This is a genomic window from Geodermatophilus amargosae (assembly GCF_900116515.1).
GTDB classification, from domain to species: domain Bacteria; phylum Actinomycetota; class Actinomycetes; order Mycobacteriales; family Geodermatophilaceae; genus Geodermatophilus; species Geodermatophilus amargosae.
In genome coordinates this window covers 94,223-119,938 of record NZ_FPBA01000003.1, presented here as the reverse complement: position 1 = coordinate 119,938, position 25,716 = coordinate 94,223, and the positions used below count along the sequence as shown (strand labels likewise).

At 76.5% G+C, this 25,716-nt stretch carries 23 protein-coding genes; 13 read left to right on the top strand and 10 right to left on the bottom strand.

Going from position 1 to position 25,716, the window contains the following annotated elements; genetic code table 11:
- Positions 1-49: 49 nt before the first annotated feature.
- Positions 50-1,201: a glycerophosphodiester phosphodiesterase gene (locus BM414_RS05760; RefSeq protein WP_175551437.1), complete on the top strand. Its 1,152-nt coding sequence runs from the start codon at positions 50-52 to the stop codon at positions 1,199-1,201.
- 4 nt (positions 1,202-1,205) lie between these two features.
- On the opposite strand, the gene BM414_RS30025 is transcribed toward BM414_RS05760, so the two are convergent.
- From BM414_RS30025 to BM414_RS05740, 5 genes are all read right to left on the bottom strand, one after another.
- A complete protein-coding gene (locus BM414_RS30025; protein ID WP_217644561.1) occupies positions 1,206-1,805 on the bottom strand; it encodes a peroxidase-related enzyme in 600 nt (199 codons plus the stop codon).
- A 65-nt stretch (positions 1,806-1,870) separates the two neighbouring features.
- On the bottom strand, positions 1,871-3,469 hold the full coding sequence (locus BM414_RS05755) for a GGDEF domain-containing protein (protein ID WP_245784517.1): 1,599 nt from the start codon (positions 3,467-3,469) through the stop codon (positions 1,871-1,873).
- A 311-nt stretch (positions 3,470-3,780) separates the two neighbouring features.
- Positions 3,781-4,659 carry an acyl-CoA thioesterase gene (locus BM414_RS05750; RefSeq protein ID WP_217644560.1) on the bottom strand — a complete coding sequence of 293 codons (879 nt, stop codon included), beginning with the start codon at positions 4,657-4,659 and terminating at the stop codon, positions 3,781-3,783.
- 50 nt (positions 4,660-4,709) lie between these two features.
- Entirely contained in the window at positions 4,710-5,837 is a 1,128-nt protein-coding gene (locus BM414_RS05745; protein WP_093578490.1) for a hypothetical protein, read from the bottom strand.
- 55 nt (positions 5,838-5,892) lie between these two features.
- Complete coding sequence (locus BM414_RS05740; RefSeq protein ID WP_093578489.1) at positions 5,893-7,449, bottom strand: ATP-dependent DNA ligase; 1,557 nt, start codon at positions 7,447-7,449, stop codon at positions 5,893-5,895.
- A gap of 114 nt (positions 7,450-7,563) precedes the next feature.
- Here BM414_RS05740 and BM414_RS05735 point away from each other — a divergent pair, with 114 nt between their 5' ends.
- From BM414_RS05735 to BM414_RS05710, 6 genes are all read left to right on the top strand, one after another.
- A complete protein-coding gene (locus BM414_RS05735; protein ID WP_093578488.1) occupies positions 7,564-7,950 on the top strand; it encodes a DUF6394 family protein in 387 nt (128 codons plus the stop codon).
- A gap of 49 nt (positions 7,951-7,999) precedes the next feature.
- Positions 8,000-9,763, top strand: a complete 1,764-nt coding sequence (locus tag BM414_RS05730; protein WP_245784516.1) for a potassium channel family protein — start codon at positions 8,000-8,002, stop codon at positions 9,761-9,763.
- A gap of 22 nt (positions 9,764-9,785) precedes the next feature.
- Positions 9,786-11,000 (top strand): low temperature requirement protein A, encoded by a 1,215-nt coding sequence (locus BM414_RS05725; protein ID WP_093578486.1) that lies wholly within the window; start codon positions 9,786-9,788, stop codon positions 10,998-11,000.
- A gap of 101 nt (positions 11,001-11,101) precedes the next feature.
- Complete coding sequence (locus BM414_RS05720) at positions 11,102-11,620, top strand: universal stress protein (protein ID WP_093578485.1); 519 nt, start codon at positions 11,102-11,104, stop codon at positions 11,618-11,620.
- A complete protein-coding gene (locus BM414_RS05715) occupies positions 11,592-11,909 on the top strand; it encodes a hypothetical protein (RefSeq protein ID WP_093578484.1) in 318 nt (105 codons plus the stop codon). The genes BM414_RS05720 and BM414_RS05715 overlap by 29 nt, the downstream gene beginning before the upstream one ends.
- Positions 11,910-12,025: 116 nt before the next feature.
- On the top strand, positions 12,026-12,688 hold the full coding sequence (locus tag BM414_RS05710) for a hemerythrin domain-containing protein (RefSeq protein WP_093578483.1): 663 nt from the start codon (positions 12,026-12,028) through the stop codon (positions 12,686-12,688).
- Here the strand turns inward: BM414_RS05710 and BM414_RS31290 are convergent.
- Positions 12,663-14,963 (bottom strand): ATP-binding protein, encoded by a 2,301-nt coding sequence (locus BM414_RS31290; RefSeq protein WP_175551436.1) that lies wholly within the window; start codon positions 14,961-14,963, stop codon positions 12,663-12,665. The two genes, BM414_RS05710 and BM414_RS31290, sit on opposite strands and share 26 nt — an antisense overlap.
- Positions 14,964-15,056: 93 nt before the next feature.
- Here BM414_RS31290 and BM414_RS05700 point away from each other — a divergent pair, with 93 nt between their 5' ends.
- The 4 genes from BM414_RS05700 to BM414_RS05685 all read left to right on the top strand — a co-directional run bounded on the left by BM414_RS05700 (position 15,057) and on the right by BM414_RS05685 (position 18,401).
- The gene (locus BM414_RS05700) at positions 15,057-15,443 is read left to right on the top strand and encodes an ArsR/SmtB family transcription factor (RefSeq protein ID WP_093578481.1); all 387 of its coding nucleotides are present in this window, start codon (positions 15,057-15,059) and stop codon (positions 15,441-15,443) included.
- A complete protein-coding gene (locus tag BM414_RS05695; protein WP_093578480.1) occupies positions 15,440-16,063 on the top strand; it encodes an SRPBCC domain-containing protein in 624 nt (207 codons plus the stop codon). Before BM414_RS05700 ends, BM414_RS05695 begins: the two co-directional genes overlap by 4 nt.
- Before the next feature lie 117 nt (positions 16,064-16,180).
- Entirely contained in the window at positions 16,181-17,731 is a 1,551-nt protein-coding gene (locus BM414_RS05690) for an APC family permease (RefSeq protein WP_093578479.1), read from the top strand.
- A 112-nt stretch (positions 17,732-17,843) separates the two neighbouring features.
- Positions 17,844-18,401 (top strand): hypothetical protein, encoded by a 558-nt coding sequence (locus tag BM414_RS05685; RefSeq protein WP_093578478.1) that lies wholly within the window; start codon positions 17,844-17,846, stop codon positions 18,399-18,401.
- Between the two features lie 33 nt (positions 18,402-18,434).
- Here BM414_RS05685 and BM414_RS05680 read toward each other — a convergent pair whose 3' ends face one another.
- Positions 18,435-19,622 carry a lycopene cyclase family protein gene (locus BM414_RS05680; protein WP_175551435.1) on the bottom strand — a complete coding sequence of 396 codons (1,188 nt, stop codon included), beginning with the start codon at positions 19,620-19,622 and terminating at the stop codon, positions 18,435-18,437.
- A gap of 65 nt (positions 19,623-19,687) precedes the next feature.
- Entirely contained in the window at positions 19,688-21,091 is a 1,404-nt protein-coding gene (locus tag BM414_RS05675) for a cation:dicarboxylate symporter family transporter (protein ID WP_093578476.1), read from the bottom strand.
- Between the two features lie 128 nt (positions 21,092-21,219).
- On the opposite strand from BM414_RS05675, the gene BM414_RS05670 reads away from it, so the two are divergent.
- Complete coding sequence (locus BM414_RS05670; RefSeq protein WP_093578475.1) at positions 21,220-22,839, top strand: sensor histidine kinase; 1,620 nt, start codon at positions 21,220-21,222, stop codon at positions 22,837-22,839.
- A complete protein-coding gene (locus BM414_RS05665; protein ID WP_093578474.1) occupies positions 22,836-23,504 on the top strand; it encodes a response regulator in 669 nt (222 codons plus the stop codon). The genes BM414_RS05670 and BM414_RS05665 overlap by 4 nt, the downstream gene beginning before the upstream one ends.
- A 6-nt stretch (positions 23,505-23,510) precedes the next feature.
- Here BM414_RS05665 and BM414_RS05660 read toward each other — a convergent pair whose 3' ends face one another.
- Both BM414_RS05660 and BM414_RS05655 read right to left on the bottom strand, forming a co-directional pair.
- The gene (locus tag BM414_RS05660) at positions 23,511-23,894 is read right to left on the bottom strand and encodes a YchJ family protein (RefSeq protein ID WP_093578473.1); all 384 of its coding nucleotides are present in this window, start codon (positions 23,892-23,894) and stop codon (positions 23,511-23,513) included.
- A gap of 65 nt (positions 23,895-23,959) precedes the next feature.
- Positions 23,960-25,612: a glycoside hydrolase family 13 protein gene (locus BM414_RS05655; protein ID WP_093578472.1), complete on the bottom strand. Its 1,653-nt coding sequence runs from the start codon at positions 25,610-25,612 to the stop codon at positions 23,960-23,962.
- Positions 25,613-25,716: the final 104 nt, after the last annotated feature.

The following is a 25,716-nucleotide window of genomic DNA, read 5'->3' as shown; positions in this document are numbered from 1 at the left end:
GCTGCGGGACCGCCGGCGAGGGCCGCCGGCCGAGCCCTCCGGAGGCACCGTGTCCGTCCCCTCGTTCCGCCCGTCCGCTGCGGGGGTCGCACTGCTCGCCGTCCTGCTCGTCCTCGCCGGGCCGGCCTCGGCGACGCCGCGGCACGGCTCCCCACCGGCATCCGGCGCCGACGACGCGGACCTGCTCGTCATCGCCCACCGCGGCGCGTCGGGGTACCGGCCCGAGCACACGCTGGCCGCCTACGAGCTCGCCGCCCGCATGGGAGCCGACCACGTCGAGTGCGACGTCGTCAGCACCGCCGACGGCATCCTGGTCTGCCGGCACGAGAACGAGATCTCCGGCACCACCGACGTCGCCGACCGCCCCGAGTTCGCCGACCGGCGCACCACCAGGGTCGTCGATGGTGTCTCGCTGACCGGCTGGTTCACCGAGGACTTCACCCTCGAGGAGCTGCGGACGCTGCGCGCGGTCGAGCGGCTGCCCGAGGTGCGCGAGGAGAACACCCTCTACGACGGGCTCTACCCGGTGCCCACGCTGGAGGAGTACCTCGACCTGCTCACCGACCTGAGCCGGGAGCTGCCCCGCGAGGTCGGCGCCTACATCGAGACCAAGCACCCGACCTACTTCGACTCGATCGGGCTCTCGCTCGAGGAGCCGCTGGTGGCGGCGCTGCAGGAGGCGCGCCTGGACCGGCGCGACTCGCCGGTGTTCCTCCAGTCCTTCGAGACGGCGAACCTGCGCGAGCTCGACGCGGCCGGCGTCCGGGTGCCGCTGGTGCAGCTGCTGTCGGCGACCGGCGCGCCGGCCGACCTGGTCGCCGCCGGCGACCCGCGGACCTACGCCGACCTGTCCACCGCCGCGGGTCTGGCGGAGATCGCCACGTACGCCGACGGCGTCGGCCCGGAGAAGAACCAGGTGATCCCGCGCAACGCCGACGGGACCCTCGGGGAGCCCACGTCGTTCGTCGACGACGCGCACGCCGTCGACCTGCTGGTGCACCCGTACACGTTCCGCAACGAGAACACCTTCCTGCCCACCGACCTGCTCGAGGGGCCGGCGCCCGACGACTACGGCCGGGCTCTGGAGGAGCAGCTGCGGTTCTGGGCGACCGGCATCGACGGGATGTTCACCGACAACCCCGACACCGGCGTGGTGTCCCGGGACCTCTTCGAGGACGGTGCGCTCCCCGAGGCCGCCTGAGCGCTCACCGCTGCCGCGGCAGCCGGCCCATCAGGTGGAACTCCGGGTTGGGCGGGATCGCCGCGAAGTGGGCCAGCCGGTTCGACAACGCGAAGAACGCGGTGATCGCGCCGACGTCCCACACGTCGTCCTCGGTGAGGCCGTGCGCGCGCAGGCGGTCGAGGTCGCCGGCGGTCACCGCGGCGGGGTCGGTGGCCAGCCGCACGGCGACGTCCAGGACGGTGTGCACGCGGTCGTCGAGCGGGGCCTTGCGCCAGTCGACGGCGACGAGGTCGGCCAGGTACGGGTCGCGGGTGCGGATGCGCGCGATGGCCCCGTGCGCGACGACGCAGTAGGCACAGTCGTTGGCCGCGCTGGTCGCGACGACGATCAGCTCCCGCTCGCCGGTCGACAGGCCCGGGGTGTCCTTGTCCATGAGCGCGTCGTGCATGGCGAGGAAGGCGCGCTCCTCGGCCGGCCGCCAGGACAGCGCGGCGAACACGTTCGGCAGGAAGCCGGACTTCTCCTCGACCTCGGCGTGGCGCTCGGCGAGGTCGGGGGGGAGGTCGGCGGCGTCCGCGACGGGGAAGCGGCTGATGGGCCCGGGCGACGGTTCGGCGGTCACCCCTGCAGCGTGCACCGCCTCGACGGGATGCGCCCGGGCCCGCTCCGCGCCGCTGGTCCGCGCTGCTAGTCCACCAGGACGACGCGGTCGCGACCGCCGCGCTTGGCGCGGTAGAGCCGGGCGTCGGCCCGGCCCAGCAGCTGGGCCGTCGTCCGGTCGGGGACGTCGGCGGTGCTGGCCGCGCCGATGCTGACGGTCACCGGCAGGTCCCCGGTGAGCGGGGCCCACGGGTGGCCGGCGACGGCGCTGCGCACCTGCTCGAGGTGCGCGGCGGCGGTCTCGGCGTCCACGCCGGCGAAGACGAGCAGGAACTCCTCGCCGCCCAGCCTGGCGACCAGGGAGCCGGTGCCGGGCGCCGCCTGCGCCTGCAGCAGCCCGGCGACGGCACGCAGCACCTCGTCGCCCACGGCGTGCGAGCAGGTGTCGTTGACCCGCTTGAAGTGGTCCAGGTCGAGCAGCGCCACCCACACCTGCGCGCCGTCGGCCAGCGCCCGCGGCAGCTCGTCGTCGACGTGCCGCCGGTTGTGCAGCCCGGTCAGCGGGTCGCGCAGGGACAGCTCGCGCCAGCGGCGGCTCTGCCGGCGCGCCTCCGTCGTCTCGTAGATGGCCTGCATCGCGCGGGCACGCGAGTCGCGCTGCGCCGACTGCTGCTCCACGAGCTCGGCGCAGTAGCGCTTGTGCTCCTCGAACGCGGCGCGGTGGTCGCCGGCGGCGGCGTGCAGCTCGGCCTGCTCGGCGCGGGCCCGCACCCGGATGGAGGTCAGCCCGTGCTCCACGCAGCGGCGGACGCACTCGTCGAGGGTCGTCTGGGCGGCGTCGACCGCACCGCGCCGGCGCTGCACCTCGGCGAGGGTGAGCAGGAAGTCCGCGCCCGCGTCGCCGTCGTGCGAGCTGCCGAGCACCTCCGGCGCCAGGCCGGGCGTCAGCGCCGCCTCGGCCTCGTCGAGCCGGTCGAGGCCCATGAGCGCGCGGGCGACGGTGTCGAGCCGGCCGACGTCGAGGGGGATCCCCTGCGCGGAGGCCAGGTCCTGCAGCCGGGTGCTGAAGTGCAGGGCGTCGGCGAAGCGGCCGGCCAGGGTGTCGGTGTAGGCGCGGTTGTTGAGGATCCGCAGCTGCCGGTCGACGTCGCCGAGGTCCTCGGCCAGCCGCAGGACGGTGGCGTAGCGCTCGGGCGCGGCCGGGTCGCGGGACAGACCGAGGACGTCGGCCAGCCGGACGAGGTGGTCGACCCGCAGGGCCGGGAGGGTGTCGTCGTCGAGCAGGTCCACGCTCTGGACGGCGTGCTCGAGCGCGCCGGCGAGGTCGCCGAGTTCCTGGAACACCGCGGTGAGGACGAAGGAGCTGCGGGCGATCAGGTGCCGGGAGCGGGCCTCGGTGGCCCAGCGGTGCACGTCGTGGGCGATCCGGCCGGCCTCGGCGACCGAGCCGCGCCGGCGCAGCACGTCGGCGCCGGCCAGCAGGGCCCGCTGCTCGAGGTCGGGGCGGCCGAGCTCGCGCGCGGCGGCCGCGGCGTCGCCGGCGCGCGCGGCGGCCGGCTCGGAGTCGAAGCGCGAGAGGGTCTCCAGCTCGTCGAGCGTCGTGAGCAGGACCGCGAGAGGGTCCGGCGGGCGCCCGGCGGCCCCGGGCGCGACGCCGCTTGCCAGGCGGACGGCGAGACTGGTCACGGGCCCCCATCGGCAGGCGCAGGACCCGGCGACAGGCCGGTCGCGGGAGGTCCACCCGGTCGGGTGAGTCCGGTCGGGGTGGGGGAGACGCCGTCGGCGTCGTCCGCCCGCGACGGTACGCGGACGTGCCGGGAGCGGGCGGTCCCGGGCGCTCCCGCCGTCCAGCCGGCCATGCGCACCTCCCAGCCCTGCGGTCAGCCACGGCGCTGCCGGACCCGTCCGGCGCGCGCTGTGCCCTCCATCACACCAGACGCGGTCCCCGTCAGCGAGCAGCCGCAGGACCTCGACGCGTCGCCCCTGGCGGCGGCCGGTCACACCGGACGGCGGCGGAGCATGCCCTCCTGGACGACGCTGAGCACCAGCCGGCCCTCGCGGTCGAAGACGCGGCCGGAGCAGATCGCGCGGCCGCCGGCCGACCGGTCGCTCTCCTGCTCGTAGCAGAGCCAGGTGTCGGCGCGGGCCGGCCCGTGGAACCAGACGGCGTGGTCCAGGCTGGCGGTGGCCACGCCGGGTGCCCCGATCACCGTGCCGTGCGGCGCGACGGCGACCGACAGCAGCAGCATGTCGCTGGCGTAGGCCAGCGCACAGGCGTGCAGCCGCGGGTCGTCGGGCAGCGCCTCCCGCGAGCGGAACCAGAACCGCTGCCGGGGCGGTGCGGCCTCACCCCGGCCGGCGGCCACCCGCGGCAGCGCGCCGTCGAAGCGGAAGTCGAACGGGTGCCGGCGGTCCAGCCACGACAGCCACTCGGCGACGGGCGCCGGGGCGCCGGCCAGCGACTCCTCCGGCAGCGGCAGCGACTCCGGCGGCGGTGCGCCGAGCGCGGGCACCTGGTGCTCGGGACCGGTCTCGGGCCGGGCGAAGGACGACGTCAGCACCAGGGTGGTCCGCCCGTGCTGGACGGCGGTCACCTCGCGGGTGGCGTAGCTGCCGCCGTCGCGCACCCGGGTGACCTGCAGGTCGGTCGGCGCGGCCGGGTCGCCGGCGCGGACGAAGTAGGCGTGCAGCGAGTGCACCGCCCGGTCGTCCGGGACGGTTGCGGTGGCCGCCAGCAGCGACTGGGCCACCACCGCGCCGCCGAACGCCCGGTCGGCCGGGATCCCGCGCGGGCGGCCGCGGAACAGGTCGGGCCCGGCCTCCTCGACGTCGAGCAGGGCCACCAGCCCGCCGGGCACCGGTCCCGTCCCCGCCACCGCGCCTCCCGCCTGCCAGCCGACCCGTGCAGTGAACCACCCGCTCCGGCTCACCCGGCGAGGACGGCGACCACGTCGTCGTCCCCACACGAGCCGGCCGCGACCGCCCGGCTGCCGTCGGGGGCGACGTCGAGGGCGTCGTGACCGCCGAGACCGTCGCAGGAGCTCAGCGGCTCCCCGAGCTCGCCGGTGGCCGGGTCGAGGGTCACGAGGGCCGGCTCGGTGCTCCACGCGAGCGTCACGAGACCGTCGGACGGCCCGGCCGCCACGGCGTCGACCGGCCCGGTGACCGCGACCTCGACGGAGCCGCGGAGCTCGCCCGCGGAGAACAGCGACACCCGGCGGCCGTCGCGGACGTCGGTCAGCACGACGACGTCGCCGTCCCCGGTCACCCCGACGGAGACGTCGGTGTGGGTCGACGTCCCCACGGCCGCGACGACGTCGAACGGCACGACCACCGGCTCGAGTGCGGCGTCGTACTCGGCGAGCCGGTCCAGCGCGCCACCGGGCGCCGGATCGCTGATGACCGCCACCAGGCCGCCGTCGGGACGGGGCAGCAGCCGGTACGCGCGCGCCCGCGGGTCCAGCCCGGTGCCCAGCGGCGCGGTGCCGGTGACCTCGCCGGTGACGGCGTCGACGGCGACCAGCCGGGCCGGCTCGCCGGTCTCCTCGGCGGGCGCCAGGCTCAGGTACACGGTGGCGCCGTCGGGGGAGCGCACGGCGGACAGCACCGGGCGGCCGACGTCGACCCGCCGCTCGGTCACGTCGCTCCCCCGCACCGTGAGCAGGACCGGACCGCCGTCGTCGCTGCCGGCGACGAGCAGGGCGCCGTCGGCGGAGGGGTGCAGCGTGGCCCCCCGGCCGAGGTCGGGGAGGTCGACGACGTCGCCGACCTCCGCTCCGTCCCCGCCGGGGAGGACCTCGACGAGCCGGACGTCCGCGCCCCAGGTCAGGACGAACGCCCGGCCGTCGGGGAGCGTGGCGGCGTCGAGGGCCTGGACGCGCGGCAGGTCCGGGTGCGGCTCGCCGGCGACCGCGTCGAGCACCACGGTGCCGAGGACCTCGTCGAAGGGGACGGGTGCGGAGGCGGCGGCGGTCCCGCCGGGCGCGGCGGTGCAGCCGGCCAGCGCCAGGGCGCCGGCGGCGAGCAGGACGGGGAGGCAGCGGGTCGGGGTCACGCCGCGACGCTGGCGGCGGCCGCTTGCGACCCGCTTCGCTCCTGCTTGCCGCCGGTCAGCCCCCGGCCAGCAGGGCGCGCACGGCCTCGAGGTCGTCGGCCTGGCCGGCGGTCTTGTCCGGGCGGTACCGCAGCACGCGGGCGAACCGCAGCGCCACGCCGCCGGGGTAGCGGGTGCTGCGCTGGGCGCCGTCGAGGGCGATCTCGACGACGAGCCCGGGCTCCAGCTCCACACCCCAGGAGTGCTCGGCGCGGGCGTGTGCGGGGAAGGTGCGGGTCTGCCAGTCCAGCAGCTCGTCGGTCATGCCCTTGAACGTCTTGCCGACCATCACCGGCTCGCCGCCGTCGGGGTCGCGGGCGCCCAGCCAGATGTTGGACAGCGTGCCGGTGCGCCGGCCGTACCCCCACTCCGCGCCGAGGACGACGAGGTCGAGGGTGTGCACCGGCTTGACCTTCTGCCAGGCCCGGCCGCGCCGGCCGGCGGCGTAGGGGGAGTCGAGGGCCTTGACCACCACGCCCTCGTGGCCGGCGGTCAGCGCCTCGTCGAGCACGGCGGCGGCCTGCTCCGGCGTCGGCCGGCGGACGCCGGGCATCCGCAGCGGCGCGTGCTCAGCGCCGGCGAGCAGCCCGGCCAGCGCGTCGAGGCGGACCGCGAGCGGCTCGTCGAGCAGGTCGCGGCCGTCGAGGTGCAGCACGTCGAAGAGGAAGGGGCTCAGCAGGACGGCTGCCTCGTCGGAGGCGTCGGCGCCGTCGCTGCCGAAGCGGCTCATCGTGTCCTGGAAGGCGCGCGGGCGGCCGTCGTCGTCGAGGGCGAGGGTCTCCCCGTCGAGGACGGCGGTGCGGCAGGGCAGCGCGCGGACCCGCTCGACCAGCTCGGGCACCCCGCCGGTCACCTCGCGCAGCGTGCGGGTCCACACCCGGACCTCGTCGCCGTCGCGGTGGACCTGGATGCGGGCCCCGTCGAGCTTGTGCTCCACGGTGACCTCCGCGCCGAGGTCGGCCAGCGCGGCGTCCAGCGAGGAGCCGGGGCTGGCCAGCATCGGGCGCACCGGCCGGCCCACCCGCAGCCCCACCGTCGACAGCGCGTCCTGTCCGCCGCCGAGGGCGAGCGCGGCCGTCTCGTCCAGCCGGCCGGCGAGCATCATGGCCCGCCGCACCACCGGCGCCGGGACGCCGGCCGCGGCCGCCACCGCGTCGAGGACCACGCCCTCCAGGGCGCCCTGCCGCAGCTCGCCGCCGACCAGCCGGACGAGGAAGCGCTGCTCGTCGTCGGTGGCGGCCGCCAGGAGCTCCGCCAGCAGGGCCTCCCGGCGGGCGGCCGAGCCGCTGCCGGCGGTGCCCGCCAGGCCGGTGAGCGCCGCGTCGACCGCGGCCACGGTCAGGGACGGCGCGGCGGCGGCAGCCGGCGCGGCCTTCGCCAGGGTGCGCCAGCCGACCCCGACGCGGCCCTGCGGCAGCTCGCCGGCCAGCCACGCGGCCACCGGCCCGACCTCCCCGGGCACCTCCCCGGCCGCAGCGGCGCGCAGGGCGGCGGCGATGGCCTGCGCCTTGGCGGTGCGTGAGCGGTTGGCCGCCACGGCGGCGGAGGCGGCGACGACGTCGGCGAGCAGCACCGGGTCATGCTGGCAGCGCCGTTGCCGTGCTCGCAGCGGGGTGCCGGCTCGAGAGGTGAGTGTCCCCCGGTCCGGTTAGCGTCACTCCCGCGCCGGAAGGGGGGTGACCGCAGCGTGAACCTGGAGAAGGTCGTCTTCGGCTTCTTCGTGCTGCTCGCCGCGACCCTGAACTTCGGCTTCTTCCTCGGCGACATCTCCGACCCCGAGCTGCACAACGTCTACGAGCTGTTCGCGGCGCTGGTGGTCAGCCTGATCGCCACGGTGCTCAAGTTCGGCGACCGCACGCAGATCGGCGCCGTCCACCTCGCCACCAGCCTCGTGGCCGACCTGCAGCTGATCGCGGCCACGATGACCTGGGCCTGGGCGGTGCACATCTCCGCCGACGGGCTGACCGAGAACGCGACCGCGAGCATGGTGTCGCTGTCGGGCGGTGCGCTGCTGGCCAACGTGGTCTCGGTGGTGCTGCTCGTCGTCGAGACCGTCTCCTTCCAGCGCCACTGACCGCCGCCGACCGCCGCCGACCGCCATGGAAGCCGCGCCCCCGACACCGGTGACGACCCGCGGCCGCCGCGTGCGCCGGCGGGCGCCGGTGGTGCCGCGTGCAGAGGGGTCGGCGACGGTGTTCGTCGTCCTCCGCCGGATGCGCGCGCCGCTGATCACCCTGATCGTCATCTTCTTCGTCAGCGTGCTCGGCCTGTCGCTGATCCCGGGCCTCGACGCCGAGGGGCGACCGGTCCGCCTGAGCCTCTTCGACTCGTTCTACGTCATGAGCTACACGGCGACGACGATCGGCTTCGGCGAGATCCCCTACGCGTTCAGCTACGGGCAGCGGATGTGGGTCACCGGGACGATCTACCTGACCGTCGTCGGCTGGGCCTACGCGATCGGCTCGCTGCTGTCGCTGGTGCAGGACCGCGCGTTCCGGCAGGCACTGGCGCTGCGGCACGTGTCGCGCAAGGTCACCCGGCTGCGCGAGCCGTTCCTGCTGATCTCCGGGTTCGGGCAGGCCGGCGAGACGCTCGGCGCCTCCCTTGACGCCCTGGGCCGCCGGTTCACCGTCGTCGACATCTCGGAGAACCGCATCGACGCGCTCGAGATCGCCAGCTACCGGGCCGACGTCCCCGGGGTGGTCGGCGACGCCCGCGACCCGCACGTGCTGGGTGTCGCCGGGCTCGGGCACCCGTACTGCGAGGGCGTGCTGGCCGTCACCGGCGACGACGAGGCCAACCTCGCGGTGACCATGGCCGCCGCCCTGCTGCGCCCCGAGCTGCCGGTGGTCGCCCGCACGACGTCGCCGACGGTGGCCGAGCGGATGTGCGGGTTCGGCTCGCCGACGATCATCAACCCCTTCGACCGGTTCGGCGACCACCTGCGCCTGGCGCTGCGGACCCCGGCGTCCTACCAGCTCATGACCTGGCTGGAGAGCGGCCCGGGCGCCGAGGTCCCGCCGCGGGGCAGTGCGCCCGCGCCCGGCCGGTGGGTGGTGTGCGGCTACGGCCGGTTCGGCCGGCACTTCGCCGCCGACCTGCGCGCCGAGGGTCTGGAGGTGACCACCGTCGACCCCTCGCCGGAGGAGGAGCCGACCGTCGTCGGGGACGCCGCGGACCCGGACACCATCCGGCGGGCCGACCTGGCGTCCGCGGTCGGCCTGGTCGCGGGCACCGACAACGACACGACCAACCTCTCGCTGATCGCCGAGGCGCGGCGGATCAACCCCGGCCTGTTCGTCGCCGCCCGCCAGAACCAGCCCGCCGACGCCGCACTGTTCGCCGCCATGGAGGTCGACGCGCTGCTCGTGCCGACCGAGGTGGTCGCCCACGACGCCTACGCCCGGCTGAGCACGCCGCTGCTGTGGCGCTTCCTGCGCGAGCTGCCGCGGCAGAGCGACGCGTGGTCGGCGCAAGTGGTCGAGCGGCTGCTGGACGCGTGCGGCAGCCACCTCGAGGCGCTGTGGAAGGTGCGGCTCACCGCGCAGGACGCCCCGGCGCTCCACCCGCGGCTGGCCGCCGGGGGGTTCCGGCTCACCGACCTGCTGCGCGACCCAGCCGACCGGGACCAGACCCTGCTGGCCGTCCCGCTGCTGGCGCTGCGCCGCGGGGAGGCGCACCTCGCCCCCGACGGGGACCTGGTGCTCGAGCCCGGCGACGAGCTGCTCTTCGCCGGCCGGGCCGCGGTGCACCGGGAGGTCGAGGCGACGATGTTCATCGAGGGCGTCGCCGACTACCTGGTCACCGGCCAGCGGGTGCCGTCGAGCTGGATCTGGCGGAAGCTGAGCCGGTCGGCGCCGACGCCGGAGGCGACCGCCGCGTCCTGACGCCGCCGACAGGGGGAGATCCGTGGCCGACCAGGGACTGGGCCGACGGCTGATCGACGGCCTCACCGGCCGGGGGGACGCCGTCCGGCCTCCGCAGCTGCGCACCGACGACCACCGCTCGGCCTCGCGCCTGGAGCTCTTCTTCGACCTGGCGTTCGTCCTCGTCGTGGCCGAGCTGGCGATAGCGCTGCGCGAGGACGTGACCTGGCACGGGTTCCTCGTCTTCGCCGGGCTCTTCGCGACCGTCTGGTGGTCGTGGGTGAGCTCGACGCTGTACGCCAACCGCTTCGACCACGACGACGTCGTCTACCGGCTGTACAAGCTCGGCAGCATGGCGGCCGTCGTCGGGCTGGCGGCGTCGGCGTCGGAGGCCACGGGGGAGCGCTTCGTCGTCTTTGTGCTCTGCCACGTCGCGCTGCGGATCACGCTGCTCCTGCAGTACCGCCGGGCCCACAAGCACGTGCCGGAGGCGCGGCCGATCACCCGGCTCTACCTGCTCGGCGCGGGCGCCGGTGCGACGCTGTGGGCGGTGTCGCTGGCGGTGCCGCGGCCGGCCGCCTACGCGCTGTGGGCGGCCGCGGTCCTGGTCGAGGCGCTCGTGCCGCTGCTGGCGACGCGGTCGCGGACCGACGTGCCGCTGCACGTCGAGCACCTGCCCGAGCGGTTCGCGCTCTTCGTCATCCTCGTGCTCGGCGAGCCGGTGGCCGCCGTCGCGCACGGGCTCTACGACGCGAAGTGGACGGGTGCCGCGCTGCCGGTGGCGGCGCTGGGGTTCGTGCTCGCCGCGGCCTTGTGGTGGAGCTACTTCGACCTCGCCGGCGCGCGGGCGAAGAAGCTGCTGAGCGAGGCGGGGGAGTCCAACGGCGCGCACTCCCACGACGTCTACGTCTTCGGCCACCTGCCGCTGACGCTGGCGCTGGCGTCGGTGGGCGCCGGCCTGGAGCTCGCGGTCGTGGAGGCCGCGGCCGGTGAGGTGCCGGTGGGGACCCGGCTGCTGGTGGCCGGCGGCGTCGCGGTCTACCTGGCTTCGGCGAGCGTCACCACGTCGGCGATGACGGGGGAGTCCCGGCGCGCGCTGTGGTGGCCGCTGCTCGCTGCGGCGGTGGCGGCGCTGGACGTGTTGCTGGAGCTGCCGGCCGTGGTCGTCATCGGTGCCCTCGCCGCGCTGGTCGCCGTCGTGGTGGTCGCCGGCGGGGTGCAGCGGGCCTCCGGTGACCTCGAGACCGAGGAGGTCTGACCCCGGCGGTCCCCAGGGACCTCCGACCCTCCCGCCGGCCCCCGGGACGGCGTCCACTGGACCCGGCGGGTCGTCGAGGACCGGCCGGGAGGTGCGCTGCCGTGGACGCGTTCCCGGGAGGCGGCGGGATCGTCGTCGGGGTCGACGGGTCGGCGTGCGCACGGACGGCGCTGGCCTGGGCCGGACGGCTGGCCGGCCGGGCGGGCCTGCCGCTCCTGGTGGTCCGCGGCTGGAGCCTGACCACCGCGCCGCGGCCGGCCAGCTGGGAGCCGGCGTACGTGCCGCCGCTGGCCGAGTACGAGGCCGCGGTGCGGCAGGCGCTCGACGACGACGTCGCCGCCGCCGGGCTGCCCGCGGACGTCGCGGTGTCCTGCCTCGCGGTGCACCGCGCCCCCGTCGACGCACTGGTGGCCGCGGCCGCGGGCGCCGAGCTGCTCGTCGTGGGTTCCCGCGGCCGCGGCGGAGCCCGGGGGCGGCTCATGGGATCGGTGGCCACGTCGGTGATGCGGGCGGTGGACTGCCCGGTCACCGTCGTGCGCCCGAGCGGGACGACGCCCGGTCCGGGACCGGGCGGGACGAGGGAGGAGCGCCATGAGCACGTCCACACCGACGCCCGGTGACGACCGGCAGCGCTGGGAGATGTCCCCGGAGGAGAAGCTGATCGCCCAGTGGGAGGCGCAGCACGACGTCGCCGCCCGCGGCTCGCGCTCCGACCCGCTCGGCCTGCAGCACCAGCTCAGCCGGGAACGACTCGCCGAGCGCACGCGGCCGCCGGCCCCCCGGGCCACGGGCGCGACCGCCTCCCGGGTGGCCGCCGAGTCCGCCGCGGAGGGCGAGCAGCACCCCGAGCCCCCCACGGCCCGGCGGCACCCGTGGCGGCGGTTCCACCGCCACCCCTCCGAGCACTGACGCGGGCGGTCACCGCCGCGGAACGGGGCGACACGGGTACACCGGTCCGGATCGTGGGACCAGCGTGGGGGTCCTGTGGGTGGGACGTCCGCGGCGCCGCGGACAGGCTCGTCCCCATGACGAACACCGCCATGACCCGCACCGACGTCCGCGACATGTACGTCGTCCACCGCGCCTTCCGCCGGGAGCTCGGCCTGCTGCCCGGGCTGGTCCGGGCCGTCGCCCCCGGCGACACCGGCCGCGCCGCCGTGCTGGTCCGGCACGCCCGGATGCTGCTGCAGGGCCTGTACCTGCACCACACCGCCGAGGACGACCTGCTCTGGCCCAAGCTGCTCGAGCGATGCCCGCCCGACGCCGGGCTGGTGCACCGCATGGAGGCCCAGCACGAGCAGGTCGAGCACCTCACCGGGCTCCTCGGCCCCGCGCTGGACCGGTGGGAGGTCGAGGCCCGGCCGGCCGTGGCCGAGGAGGTCGCCTCGACCCTCGAGGCGCTGCGGGCCGTGCTGGTCGAGCACCTGGCCGAGGAGGAGCGGGAGATCCTGCCGCTGGCCGAGCGGCACGTCACGCAGGAGGAGTGGGACCAGCTCGGCCAGCACGGCAAGGGCCAGATGTCCGCGCGCGACCTGCCGCTGCTGTTCGGCTCGCTGCTGGAGGAGTGCAGCCCCGAGGAGCGCACGATGATGCTGCACGTCGTGCCGTTCCCCGTCCGCCTGCTGCTGCGGACCGTCTTCGCCCGGCAGTACCGCCGCTACGTCAGCGAGGTCCGCGGGACCGCCTGATCTCGCCGGCCAGGGCCGGGACGTCCGTCGGTCGCACCAGCCGGCCGGCGTCCCAGGCCCGGGCGAACGCCTCCTCGCCGAGCGCCGCCCGCACCGCCGGGAGCACCTGCCGGGCGAGGGCGACGTCGGGCGGGAAGGACACCGCCACCGCCGCGGCCTCCGCCGTCGCCGACCCCGCCGCGAACAGCCGGGCCGCGAGTTCCGGCAGCCCGCGGGAGGCGGCGATGACGGCCAGCCCGGGCAGTGTGTAGGCCAGCGTCCAGGAGGTGCGGACCGCCGCGGCCAGCTCCGCGGCCTCGGCCCACCGCGCGAGGGCGCCGTCCTCGTCCCCGGCGAGCTGGGTGAGGGAGGCCTGCACGTTGAGCACCGTGGCCAGGCTGAAGGGGCTGCCGAGCTCCCGCGCCAGCCGCTCGGCGTCGGCCAGCGCTTCCGTCCCGCCGGCCAGGTCGCCGGACTGCAGCAGCAGCTGGCCGCGGCCGGTGACGGCGTGCGTGCGCGCCCAGGCCTGCCCCGTCCGCTCCGCCAGGCGCAGCGCCTCGGCGAGGTCGCGGCCGGCCGCGTCGAGGTCGCCGAGGACGACCGCGGCCGACCCGGTGAGCACGAGCGCGAGCGCCCGGAGGTCCCCGGCTCCGGCACGCGCGGCGGCCGACGCCGCACCGGCCGCCGCCTCCGCCGTGCCGGGGACGTCGCCCGCCGCGTAGCGCAGGGCGGCCAGCGCCAGCAGCGCCCGGGCGTCGTCGGCCGGCGCCAGGCCCGTCCGGTCGACCCGCGACACCCACCCGAGGCCCTCGGCGACGTTGCCGCGCACCGTCCAGTACAGCCACGTCGCGCCCATCAGCCGGGCGGTGTCGGTGGCGCGGCCGGTGTCCACGAGCCGCCCGAGGGCCGCGCCGAGGTTGCCGTGGTCGTGCTCCAGGCGGTCCAGCCAGGCGCCCTGCTCGGCGCCGGCCAGCCCGGTCTCCGCGCCGGCGGCGAGGTCGAGGACGGCGGCCGTCGCGCGGTCGGCGGCCAGCGCCGTCTCGCCGGCCTCCTCCAGCCGCGCGGCGGCGTACTGGCGCACCGGTTCCAGCAGCCGGTACCGCGCCTCCGGACCCTCCTCGGGCAGGACGAGGGACTGCTCGGCCAGGCCGCCGAGCGCGGCCAGCACGTCGCCGCCGCCGGCGACCGCCCGCGCGGTGTCGAGGGAGAAGCTGCCGGCGCACACCGCCAGCCGGCGCAGGAGCTCCTGCTCGGCGGCGGTCAGCAGGTCGTGGCTCCAGTCGAGGGCGGCCCGCATCGTGCGCTGCCGCTCGGGCAGGTCCCGGGAGCGGCCGGACCCGAGCGCCTCGTCCAGCCGGCCGAGCAGCGCGGCCGGCGGCAGGTAGCGGGCGTGCGCCGCGGCCAGCTCCAGGGCCAGCGGCAGGCCGTCGAGCCGCCGGCAGATGGCGGCGACGTCGGCGGCGCTCGCCTCGGTGAGGGCGCCGGGGCGCCCGGCGGCCGCGGCGCGGTCGAGGAACACCTGGGCCGCGGGGGAGGCGGCCACGGCCGCGGCGCTGCTGCCGGCCGGCAGCGGGAGGGGGCCCAGCGGCCGCTCGCGCTCGGCGCGCACCCGCAGCGGCGCCCGGCTGGTGGCCAGCACCGCCAGACCCGGGCAGCGCGCGAGCAGGTCGGCGACCTCCGGCGCGGCGTCGAGCACGTGCTCGACGTTGTCGAGGACGACGAGGTGGCGGCGGTCGCCGAGCCGGGCGGCCACCGCGTCGGCGACCGGGCCGGACAGCTGCCGGCCTCCCAGGGCCCGGGCCAGCGTGGGCAGCACCAGCCGCGCCTCCCGCACCGGCGCGAGCTCGGCCACCGTGACGCCGTCGGGGAAGTCGGCCGCGACCGCGCGGGCCACCGCGAGCGCCAGCGTCGTCTTGCCCACCCCGCCGGGGCCGGTGAGCGTGACCAGCCGGGCCGCCCCGGTACGCAGCAGGCCGGCCACCTCGGCGACGTCGTCGTCCCGGCCGAACACCGGCGCGGCCGGGGCCGGCAGGCCGACGACCGGGTCCCCGTCGCCTCCCGGCCGGGCCGCCGCGGCCAGCGCGGCACGGCCGGCCTCGTCGAGACCGAGGGCCTCCCCGAGCGCGCGCAGCGTGTGCGGGTGCGGCCGGCGCCGCTCGCCGCGCTCCAGCGCGCTGACCGCCTTGGCGGTCAGCCCCGAGCGGGCGGCGAGCTCCTCCTGGCTGAGCGCGGCCCGCAGCCGCGCGGTCCGCAGCAGTCCGGCCAGCGGGCCGGGACCGGACGTCGCAGCGCTCACCGGTCGGCAGGGTAGCGGCGGCACGCGTGCTCCGGGCGCCGTCATAGCGCATAAGCATTGACTCATATAAGGGGTAACTGAAACGCTGCGGCCGTGCACGCGTTCGACGTCCTGGGCGACCCGGTCCGGCGGCGGGTCCTCGAGCTCCTCGCCGACGGCGAGCGGTCGGCCGGCGAGGTCACCGCCGTCGTCCGGGAGGAGTTCGGCATCTCCCAGCCGGCCGTCTCCCAGCACCTGCGGGTGCTGCGGGAGAACGGCTTCGCCCGGGTCCGTGCCGACGGCGCACGGCGGCTGTACGCCGTCGAGCCCGCGCCGCTGCAGGACGTCGACCGGTGGCTCGAGCGGTTCCGCGGCACGTGGGACCGGCACCTCGACGCACTCGCCACCGAGCTCGCCCGCGGGAAGCGGGAGCGCCGCCTGCGCGAGGAACGCCCCCCGGGCACCGGCCCGGTGGACCCACCCGAGGAGGAACGACCGTGAGGGACCTGCTGGCCGAGATCGCCGAGACCGCCCGAGAGGTCGCCCGCCGCGGCGGGGGCGACGACGAACTGGTCGCCGTCACCGTGCGGCGCGAGTACCCGGCCGCCGCCGACGACGTGTGGGAGGCCGTCACCGACCCCGCGCGCCTGGCCCGCTGGTTCGCGCCGGTCACCGGCGACCTGCGCGAGGGAGGCACCTTCGCCGTCGAGGGCAACGCCGACGGCGAGATCCGCGAGTGCTCCCCGCCCTCGACGCTCGTCCTCACCTGGGGCGGGCCGGGAAGCGTCGTGACCGTCCGGCTCACCGCGGCCGGCGGGGCCACGGTCCTGGAGCTCGAGCACACCGTCCCCTTGGCCTTCGCGGGCAGCGGTGCCGGGGCGCTGTTCGTCGGACCCGGGTGGGACGTCGCCCTGCTGGGCCTCGGGCTGCACCTGCGCGGCGAGGACGTCGGCGACCCGGTGGCCTGGGAGGGCAGCGAGGAGGTGCGCCGTGCCAACTCCGCCTCGATCGACGCCTGGGTGTCCACCGTGACGGCCTCGGGCACCGCGACCCCCGAGGAGGTCGCCGGCGGCGAGGCGGCGGCCCGCGCCCAGTTCACGCCGGAGGCCACCGCGAGCTGACCTGGCGAGCTGACACCGCAGGTCGGGCCCCTCCGCGGTCCCCGGCGTCGGCTCGCCGGGGACCGCGCCGTCGGTCAGAGTGATCACGCGATCCACTCCCCGGACGGAAGGCCCCCCGTGCGCCCCCAGGACGACGGCGACCCGCAGCTCGCGGAGTTCGGCTACACGCAGAAGCTCGACCGGAGCATCGGGCGCTTCGCCAGCTTCGCGGCCGGGATCAGCTACATCTCGATCCTCACCGGCACGTTCCAGCTCTTCTACTTCGGCTTCGGCGCCGGCGGCCCGGCCTACGTGTGGTCCTGGCCGATGGTCTTCGCCGGGCAGCTCATGGTCGCGCTGTGCTTCGCCGAGCTCGCCGCCCGCTACCCGGTGGCCGGGTCGCTCTACAACTGGACCAAGCGGCTGGGCAGCGCGACGACGTCGTGGCTCGCCGGCTGGGTGATGCTCACCGCCTCGATCGTGACGCTGGCGGCCACCGTGCTCGCCTACCAGATCACGCTGCCCCAGCTGTGGTCCGGCTTCCAGGTCGTCGGCGACGGCACCGGCACCTACGACGTCCCCGTGAACGCCGTCGTCCTGGGCGGCGTGCTCATCCTGTTCACCACCCTGGTCAACGCCTTCGGCGTGAAGCTGATGTCCCGGATCAACAGCACCGGGGTGCTCATCGAGCTCGTCGCCGCGGTCCTCATCGTCGTGATCCTCGGGATCAGCGCCACCCGCGGACCGCAGGAGGTCCTCACCGACACGGCCGGCACGGGCGAGGGGCAGAGCCTGGACTACCTCGGTGCCTTCCTCGTCGCCGCGCTCGCCTCCGGCTACGTCATGTACGGCTTCGACACCGCCAGCTCGCTGGGGGAGGAGACCAAGGACCCCCGCCGCACCGCGCCGCGGGCGATCATCCGGGCGATCACGGCGTCGTTCGTCCTGGGCGGGCTGATCCTGCTCTTCGGCCTCATGGCCGCGCCCGACCTCGCCGACCCGCAGCTGGCGTCGAGCTCCGGCGGCCTGCAGTACGTCCTGCTGCAGGTGGCCGGCACGGGCCTGGGCAAGGCGTTCCTCGTCTGCATCGTCGTCGCGATCACCGTGTGCTGCCTGGCCGTGCACACCGCGACCATCCGGATGGCCTTCGCGATGGCCCGCGACAACGGGCTGCCCTTCAGTGCCCGGCTGGCCCGCGTGGACCCCAAGCGGCGGACGCCGGTCGTCCCGGCCGTCGTCATCGGGGTGCTGGCCCTCGCGGTCCTGGTCCTCAACATCCGCCAGCCGCAGATCTTCACCGCCCTGACCAGCATCGCCGTGGTGATGATCTACCTCGCCTACCTGCTGGTCACCGTGCCGATGCTCATCAGCCGGCTGCGCGGCCGCTGGCCGCTGCCCGCCGAGCAGGGGCGCTTCTCCCTGGGCCGCTGGGGCCTGCCGGTCAACGTCCTCGCGGTGCTCTGGGGGGCCGGCATGGCCCTGAACCTCGCCTGGCCGCGGCGGGAGGTCTACAACGCGACCGGGGAGCAGCACTGGTACCTGCAGTGGGCGGCGTTCGTGCTCATCGGCGGGATCGTCGCCGTCGGGCTGGCCTGGTACCTGCTGCGCCAGCGGTCGCGGACCGGCGTGCTGCCCGAGCACGCCCTGGCCGTCGACCCGGGGCCGACGCCGCCGCCGACCCCTGCCTGAGGCGGCTGTTCGGGCAGCCCTCTCCGGTCCGACACCCGGTCCCCGGCTGCGGTCCACCTCGCGTGCGGAGGGTGGGCGGTGTCCCGCAGGACCGAACGACGGAGGACCTCAGATGACCGCCCCCACGAAGTCGCAGCGAGCTGACGAGCGGCCCACCCCGGACAGCGCGACGGCGCCGGCCGCCGACCGTGCCACCGGCACCCACACCGGCACCCACACCGACACCGACACCCACACCGGCCCGGCCGGGGACCCCGACACCGAGCTGCGCGACCTGGTGCGCACCCAGGACGACGTCACGTCGCAGGCGCGGCGCATCGTCGCCGGGCGCGTGGTGGCGGAGGCGGGCGACTCCCCGGCCGCCGAGGGCGAGCGCACCGACCGGCTGGTGGCCGCGACCCGCGCCGACCTGCTCGCCGAGCTGCGCGGACAGGAGCAGGAGGAGGCCCGGCGGCAGCTCGCCGAGGCGGGGCGCAGCGGCGAGGACGCCGCGGCCGCCGTCGTCCGCGGGGCGACCGCGATCGTGCGGTCGGTGGTGCCGGCCGCGCTGGTGCGGCCCGAGGACCTCGTCGAGGCCGCCTACGGGCTGGCCGACCAGGCCCTGCGGGTGACGCGCCGGCTCGCCCTCAGCGTGACGGCGGGCCTGCGCGACCTGGGCAGCGCCGCCTGACCCGGTCGCCCTCCCCGGCGCGGTGGGCGGGCTCTACGCCGGCCGCCCACCGCGCCCGGCCCGTCGCGCGGCCACACGTGCGACGGTGCGCAGCAGACGGGCGCGCTGCGCCCCCGGCAGCGCGGTGAACACCCGCGCCATGGCCGCGGCGACGGCGGACGGCGGTGAGCCGACGTCGAGGTAGCCGCCCCACGCCCGCTCGGGGAGCGTGAAGAAGGCGGCGAAGAAGGCGTCGGTGGCCGCCGTGTCGAGCGGGAGCAGCACCTCCAGGCCGAGGCCGAGCAGCCCCGCCGTCGTCCGGGGCCGGGCGGCGCGCACCACCGGGCGCGGGTCCCCGCCGGCCGCCAGCGTCGCCGCCACCCGCGGGCCCAGCCGCAGCGACGACGCGACGCTGTAGCCGGTGGCCGGGTGCACCAGCCCGGCCGCCGCCCCGAGGGCGGTGCCCGGCCCGGCGGCGCGCGGCCGCGCGTCCAGCGGGATGGCCACCCGCTCGGACTCCCCGGCCGGGCGCAGGCCGTGCGCGTCGAGCAGCGCGGCCAGCCGGGCCCGGAGGTCGGCCAGGGGCACCGGCGGGCGGCCGGCCAGCGAGGTCGCCTCCAGGAGCACGGTGCCGTCGTCGAGCGGCAGGCCGTAGAGGAAGGCCGGGGGTGCGGCGGGGTCGGCCAGCGCCGTCCAGTCCATGAGCAGCGCGCCACCGGGCGGCACCAGGCCGGGCGCCGGGCCGGCGACCACCTCGCCCCAGGCCCGCTGCTGCGCGGAACCCGGCCCGCCGCCGCGGGCGTCGAGCACCGCCCGCGCGGCCAGCCGGCCGCCGTCGGCGAGGACGGCGACCTCCCGGCCGCCGTCGCGGACCAGCCCGGTCACCCGGCCGGTCCGCACCTGCCCGCCGTGCGCGCGGAGGCGGTCGAGCAGCGCGGCGTGCACGACGTCGTTGCGGAGCCGCGCGTAGTCCCGCTCCAGGCGCCGTTCCCCGCCGGCAGCCGTGCGGACGACGGTGGGGGAGTACCGCGCCGCGGCGGCGTCGGGGTCGAGCCCGAGCGGGCCGGCCGCGGCGTCGAGCTGGTCGGCCCACAGGCAGTAGGTGGGCGTCCAGGGGTTCACGGACGGCGCCACCAGCACGGTGCGCAGGCCCGCCGCGGCGCAGGCCGCCGCCGCGGACAGCCCGGCCGGGCCGGCGCCCGCGACGACGACGTCGGCGTCGGACGGGACGGCGGCGGGCACCGCAGGAGACGACCACACCCCCGACCCCGGCGCCATGCCGGGGTCGGGGGTGCGGAAGGAGGGCGTCAGCGCACGGAGGCGACGGCCTGCTCGCGCACCGCGGCCTCGGCGTCCCGCCCACCGGGGCCGGCGTTCGTGGCGGAGTCGGGGAGGTCGCCGTGGTCGTCGTCGAGCATGGTCGCCTCGTCGAAGGGAGCCCGGCCCGAGAGCGCCGCGGTGAGCTGCTCGCGGTCCAGCTCACGGGTCCAGGTGGCGACCAGGACCGTGGCGACCGCGTTGCCGGCGAAGTTGGTCACCGCGCGGGCCTCGGACATGAACCGGTCGATGCCCACGATCAGGCCGACGCCGTCGAGCAGGTCGGGGCGATGGGCCGACAGGCCGCCGGCGAGGGTCGCCAGGCCGGCGCCGGTGACCCCGGCCGCACCCTTCGACGCGATGATCATGAAGGCGAGCAGGCCGAGCTGCTCGCCGACCGACAGCGGGTCGCCGAGGGCCTCGGCGATGAACAGCGAGGCCATGGTCAGGTAGACGGCGGTGCCGTCGAGGTTGAACGAGTACCCGGTCGGGACCACGATCCCGGCCACCGACTTGCTGACGCCGGCGTGCTCCATCTTCGCGATCAGCCGGGGCAGCGCCGTCTCGGAGGAGGAGGTGGACACGATCAGGAGGAACTCGCGGCCGAGGTACTTCAGCAGCCGGAAGACGCTCAGCTTCGCGACCAGCCGCAGGAGCAGGCCGAGGACGACGAAGACGAAGACCGCGCAGGTGGCGTAGAAGCCGAGCATGATCACCGCGAGGCTCTTCAGGGCGTCGACGCCGGTCTCGCCGACCACCGCCGCGATCGCGCCGAACGCCCCGATCGGCGCCACCCACATGACCATCGCGAGCACGCGGAAGACGAGCTTCTGGAAGTGCCCGATGCCGCGCAGCAGCGGCTCGCCCGCCCGGCCCATCGCCTGGATGGCGAACCCGACGAGCAGCGCCACCAGCAGCGCCTGCAGCACCGAACCGTCGGTCAGCGCCGACACCAGCGTCGTCGGGATGAGGCCCAGCAGGAAGTCCACCGTCCCGCCGCTCTCCTCGGCCGTGCCCGCCAGCTCGGCCCCCTCACCGCGCAGCGAGTCCGACAGCTGCAGGCCGTCGCCGGGCTGCAGGACGTTGCCCACGACCAGGCCGATCGCCAGCGCGATCGTGGACATGAGGATGAAGTAGCCCAGCGCCAGGCCGCCGATCCGGCCCACCTTCGCCGCCTGCCTGATGGCGCCGATGCCCAGGACGATCGTGCAGAAGATGACCGGGCCGATCAGCATCTTGATCAGCCCGACGAACGCCGTCCCGATCCACTTCAGCCCGGCGGCGAACTCGGGGAAGGCCAGGCCGACGGCGATGCCGAGGACGACGGCGCCGATGACGGCGATGTAGAGCCAGTGCGTGCGGTCGCGCCTGCCGGCGGCGGTGCCAGCTGCCATGTCTGCTGCTCCTGGGTGGGAGGTCGGGGGGACGCACCCAGTGGGCCGTACGCCGTGACCGCGGTCACGCATGTGTTCATTGCGTACGTGACCGGCGTCTCCCGGCCCGGAGAGCGGAGACTGCTGGCGTGTCGCGTGTCCTGCTCCCGCTACGTCGCTCCGGGGGCGCCAGCCTCGCCCGGCAGCTGCTGTGGTTGCAGGCCCTCGTGCTGCTCGCCGTCGTGACCACGGCCTCGGTGGTCGCCTGGCGGGACGCGCGGGCGGCCGTGCAGCGCGCCGCCGAGCAGCGCACCACCGCCGTCGTCGAGAGCCTGGCCGACTCCCCGCTGGTCGTGGACGCCGTCACCGGCAGCGACCCGACCGCCGTCCTGCAGCCCTTCGTCGAGCAGGTGCGCGCCGACACCGGCCTGTCGTTCATCACCGTGATGGCGCCGGACCGGACCCGCTACACCCACCCCGACCCGGAGCAGATCGGCCGGCCGTTCCGCGGGACGATCACGCAGGCTCTGGCCGGACGCACCACGACGGAGACCTACACCGGCACGCTCGGGCCCTCGGTCCGCGCCACCGGTCCGGTCCTCGGGGCCGGCGACGAGGTGGTGGCCCTGGTGTCGGCCGGGCTCACCGTCGACATCGTGGGCGCGGACCTGGCGGCTGCCGTCCCGGGGATCCTCGGCACTGCGGCGGTGACCCTGGCCGTCGGCGGCCTGGGCAGCTGGGCGGTCAGCCGCCGGTTGCGCCGCCAGACCGGCGGCCTGGACGCGGCGACGATGGCGCGGATGCTCGACCACCACGAGGCCGTGCTGCACGCCGTCCGCGAGGGCCTGCTGCTCGTCGACGGCGACGGGCGGGTCCGGCTGGCCAACGACGAGGCCCGCCGGCTGCTCGGGCTCGACGGTGACCCCGTCGGCCGCCCGGTCGACGGGCTGGGCCTGCCCGCCGAGCTCGCCGCGGCGCTGGGCAGCCCCGAGCGCGGGGTCGACGAGCTGCACCTGACCGACAGCCGGGTGCTGCTGGTCAGCCGCTCGCCCACGCGCTCGGCCGGCCGGTCCGCGGGCTCGGTGGTCACCCTGCGCGACTCCACCGAGCTGCAGGCGCTCACCGGCGAGCGCGACAGCGTGCGCGCCTTCGCCGAGTCGCTGCGCGCCCAGGCGCACGAGGCGGCCAACCGGCTGCACACCACCGTCTCGCTGATCGAGCTGGGCCGCAGCCAGGAGGCGGTCGAGTTCGCCACCCACTCCCTGGCCGCCGCGCAGGAGCTCACCGACCGGGTGGTGGGCGCGGTCGAGGAGCCGGTGCTGGCCGCGCTGCTCCTCGGGAAGGCCGCCACGGCCGCCGAGCGCGGGGTGCTGCTGGAGATCGACCCGGGCAGCGCGGTCGGCCTCACGGGCATCCCCGGCGGCGACCTGGTCACCGTGCTCGGCAACCTCCTCGACAACGCCATCGACGCCGCGCTGACCGGCGACCCGCCGCGCGAGGTGCAGGTCGGCCTGACCGTCGACGCCGACCGGCTGGAGATCCGCGTGGAGGACAGCGGCCCCGGCGTCGCGGAGGAGGACGTGCAGTTGGTGTTCCGGCGCGGGTGGTCGACCAAGACGGCCGAGGACGAGGCGGGCCGCGGCCTGGGGCTGGCCCTCGTGGCGCAGGTCGTCCGCCGGCACGGGGGCGAGGTGTCGGTGCGCCCGGGTCCCGGCGCGGAGTTCACCGTCTCGCTGCCGCTGGCGACCCGGGTCGGCGTCGCCCCGTGATCCGCGTGCTCGTGGTGGAGGACGAGCCGGTGGCCGCCGAGGCCCACCGGGCCTACGTCGACCGCACCGACGGGTTCACCGCCGTGGCCGTCGCCGGTACCCGCGCGGCGGCGCTGGACGCGCTGGCCCGGACGCCGGTCGACCTCGTGCTGCTCGACCTCCACCTGCCCGACGCCTCGGGCCTGGAGCTGTGCCGGCGGATCCGGGCCGCGGGCGCGGACGTCGACGTCCTCGCCGTCACCTCGGCGCGGGAGCTGGCCACGGTGCGGGCAGCCGCGGTGCACGGCGTCGTGGGCTATCTGCTCAAGCCGTTCACCTACCCGGCGCTGCGCGACCGGCTGGTGGCCTACACCGAGTACCGGACGCGCCTGAGGGCCGGCGGCGAGGCCGCCGGGCAGGCCGAGATCGACCGTGTGCTCGGGACCGTCCGCCCCGCCCGGTCCGCGCCGCTGCCCAAGGGCATGGGCCGGGAGACCCTCGACGCCGTCGTCGCCGCGGTGCGGCGTACGCCGGGGCTCTCGGCCGCCGAGACCGCCGAGGTCATCGGCGCCTCGCGGATCACCGCCCGCCGCTACCTCGAGTACCTCGCCGAGACCGGGCTGGTCGACCGGGCGCCGCGCTACGGCGGCACCGGCCGGCCGGAACTGGAGTACCGCTGGCGCTGACGCGCCTCAGGACGGGACGCCGTCGACGTACACCCAGCGGCCGTCCACCCGGCGGAACCGGCTGTGCTCGGCCTGCACGTGCTCCTGCCCGCCCGCGCGGGAGTGCGCGCGGAAGGTGACCGTGCCCTCGGCGTCGAAGAGCCCGCCGCCGGTGGTCGCTCCCACCTCCAGGCCGGTCCAGCGCACCGCGGGGTCGAGGTCCAGCGACCGCGGCCGGGTGGCCGGGTCCCAGGTCTCCTGCAGGTAGCCGGCGTCGCCGACGGCGAAGGCGCTGTACCGCGAGCGCATGAGCTGCTCGGCGGTGGCGGCGGTCGCCGTCCCGTCGTGCAGCCGCCCGCAGCACTCGGCGTAGGTCAGGCCGGTGCCGCAGGGGCAGCGCTTCGGGGGCACTCGTGCATCCTGGCCCTCCTGCAGGGTCCCGCCGCGAGCGTGCGAGGGGTGGGGGCAGGAGGTCCTCAGTCCTCGGCGATCCAGACGGCGGTGTCGGGCGGCAGCGCGACCGAGCGGGCCGAGCTGTGCACGCCGGGGCCGGACTCGAGCAGCACCCGGCCGCGCGAGCGGACCAGCGCGGTGCCGGTGCCCATGTTGACCACGCAGCGCACCGTCCGGCCGCCGCCGGTGCAGCGCACGGTGAGGACGTCGCCGCGGGTGCTCACGGTGGCCTCGCCGCTGCCCAGCGCCGGGTGCTCGGCACGGACGCCCAGCGCCGTCCGGTAGAGGTGCAGCACGGAGCCGGAGTCGCGGGTCTGGCGGGACACGGCGTGCCGCTTCCACTCCGCGGGCACCGGCAGCCAGGGCCGCGCCGAGCGGGCGGGGGAGAAGCCGACGCCGGCCGTGGCGTTCCACGGCATCGGGACGCGGCAGCCGTCGCGGCCGGCGCGCTCGCCACCGCTGCGGTGGAAGATCGGGTCCTGCTTGGCCTCGTCGGGGACGTGCGCCTGGGGCAGGCCGAGCTCGTCGCCGGCGTAGACGTAGGCCGAGCCGGGCAGCGCGAGCAGCAGCATCGCCGCCGCGCGGGCGCGGGCCAGGCCGGTCAGGCCACCGCCGAAGCGGGTGACCATGCGGTCCTTGTCGTGGTTGCCGAGCACCCAGGACACCGGCGCGCCGACGCGGCCGAAGGCCGCCAGCGCGCTGCCGATCGCCTCGGCGAAGGCCGACGTCTCCCACGCCGACTTCAGCAGCCGGAACGACAGCGACTGGTGCAGCTCGTCGGGCCGCGAGTACAGGGCCACCTCGTCGAGGTCGGCCAGGCAGACCTCGCCGACCAGCATCGTGCCGGGGTACTCGTCGCACACCGCGCGCCAGCGCCGCCACACGTCGTGGACCTCGGGCTGGTTCCAGGTCATGGCCTGCTCCGGGCCGTGGCCGAAGAGGGTGGGGGAGTACTCGCCCGGGTTGTCGCGCAGGGCGGCGTCCTTGTGCAGGCCGTAGGCGACGTCGACGCGGAAGCCGCTCACGCCGCGGTCGAGCCAGAAGCGCAGGGTCCGCTCGAAGTCCTCGGCCACGACCGGGTCGCGCCAGTTGAGGTCGGGCTGCTCGGGGGCGAACAGGTGCAGGTACCAGCGGCCGTCGGGGGTGCGCGACCAGGCCGGCCCGCCGAACAGCGAGCGCCAGTTGTTGGGCGGCTGCTCCGACGGCGGGGCGAAGTGGTACCGCGAGGCCTCGGGGGCGTCGGGGTCGGCCAGCGCCGCCTGGAACCAGGGGTGCCGGTCGGAGGTGTGGTTCGGGACGACGTCGAGCACGACGCGCAGGCCCAGCCGGCGGGCGTCGGCCACCAGCGCCTCGACGTCGGACACGTCGCCGTACTCGGGGTCGACCGCCCGGTAGTCGATGACGTCGTAGCCGCCGTCCGCGCCGCCCGAGGGGTAGTGCGGGTTGATCCACAGCGCGTCGACGCCGAGCCAGGACAGGTACGGCAGGCGGGCGCGCAGGCCCGCGAGGTCGCCGATGCCGTCACCGTTGCCGTCGGCGAAGGAGCGCAGGTAGACCTGGTAGACGACGGCCGAGCGCCACCACGGCTGATCGGGGGACTGCTCCTGGGCGGACGTCTCCCGGGACCACGGCTGCGCACCGGCGGCGGTGCCGGCCACGACGAGTCGAGCGGACATGCGCCCAGGATCGGCAGTCCGGGCGTGCCGATCGCACACCACGGACGCCAAAGCCGGTCCCCGTGATCGTCACGTTCCGCCGAACGCGCTGGTGCGAACGGTGC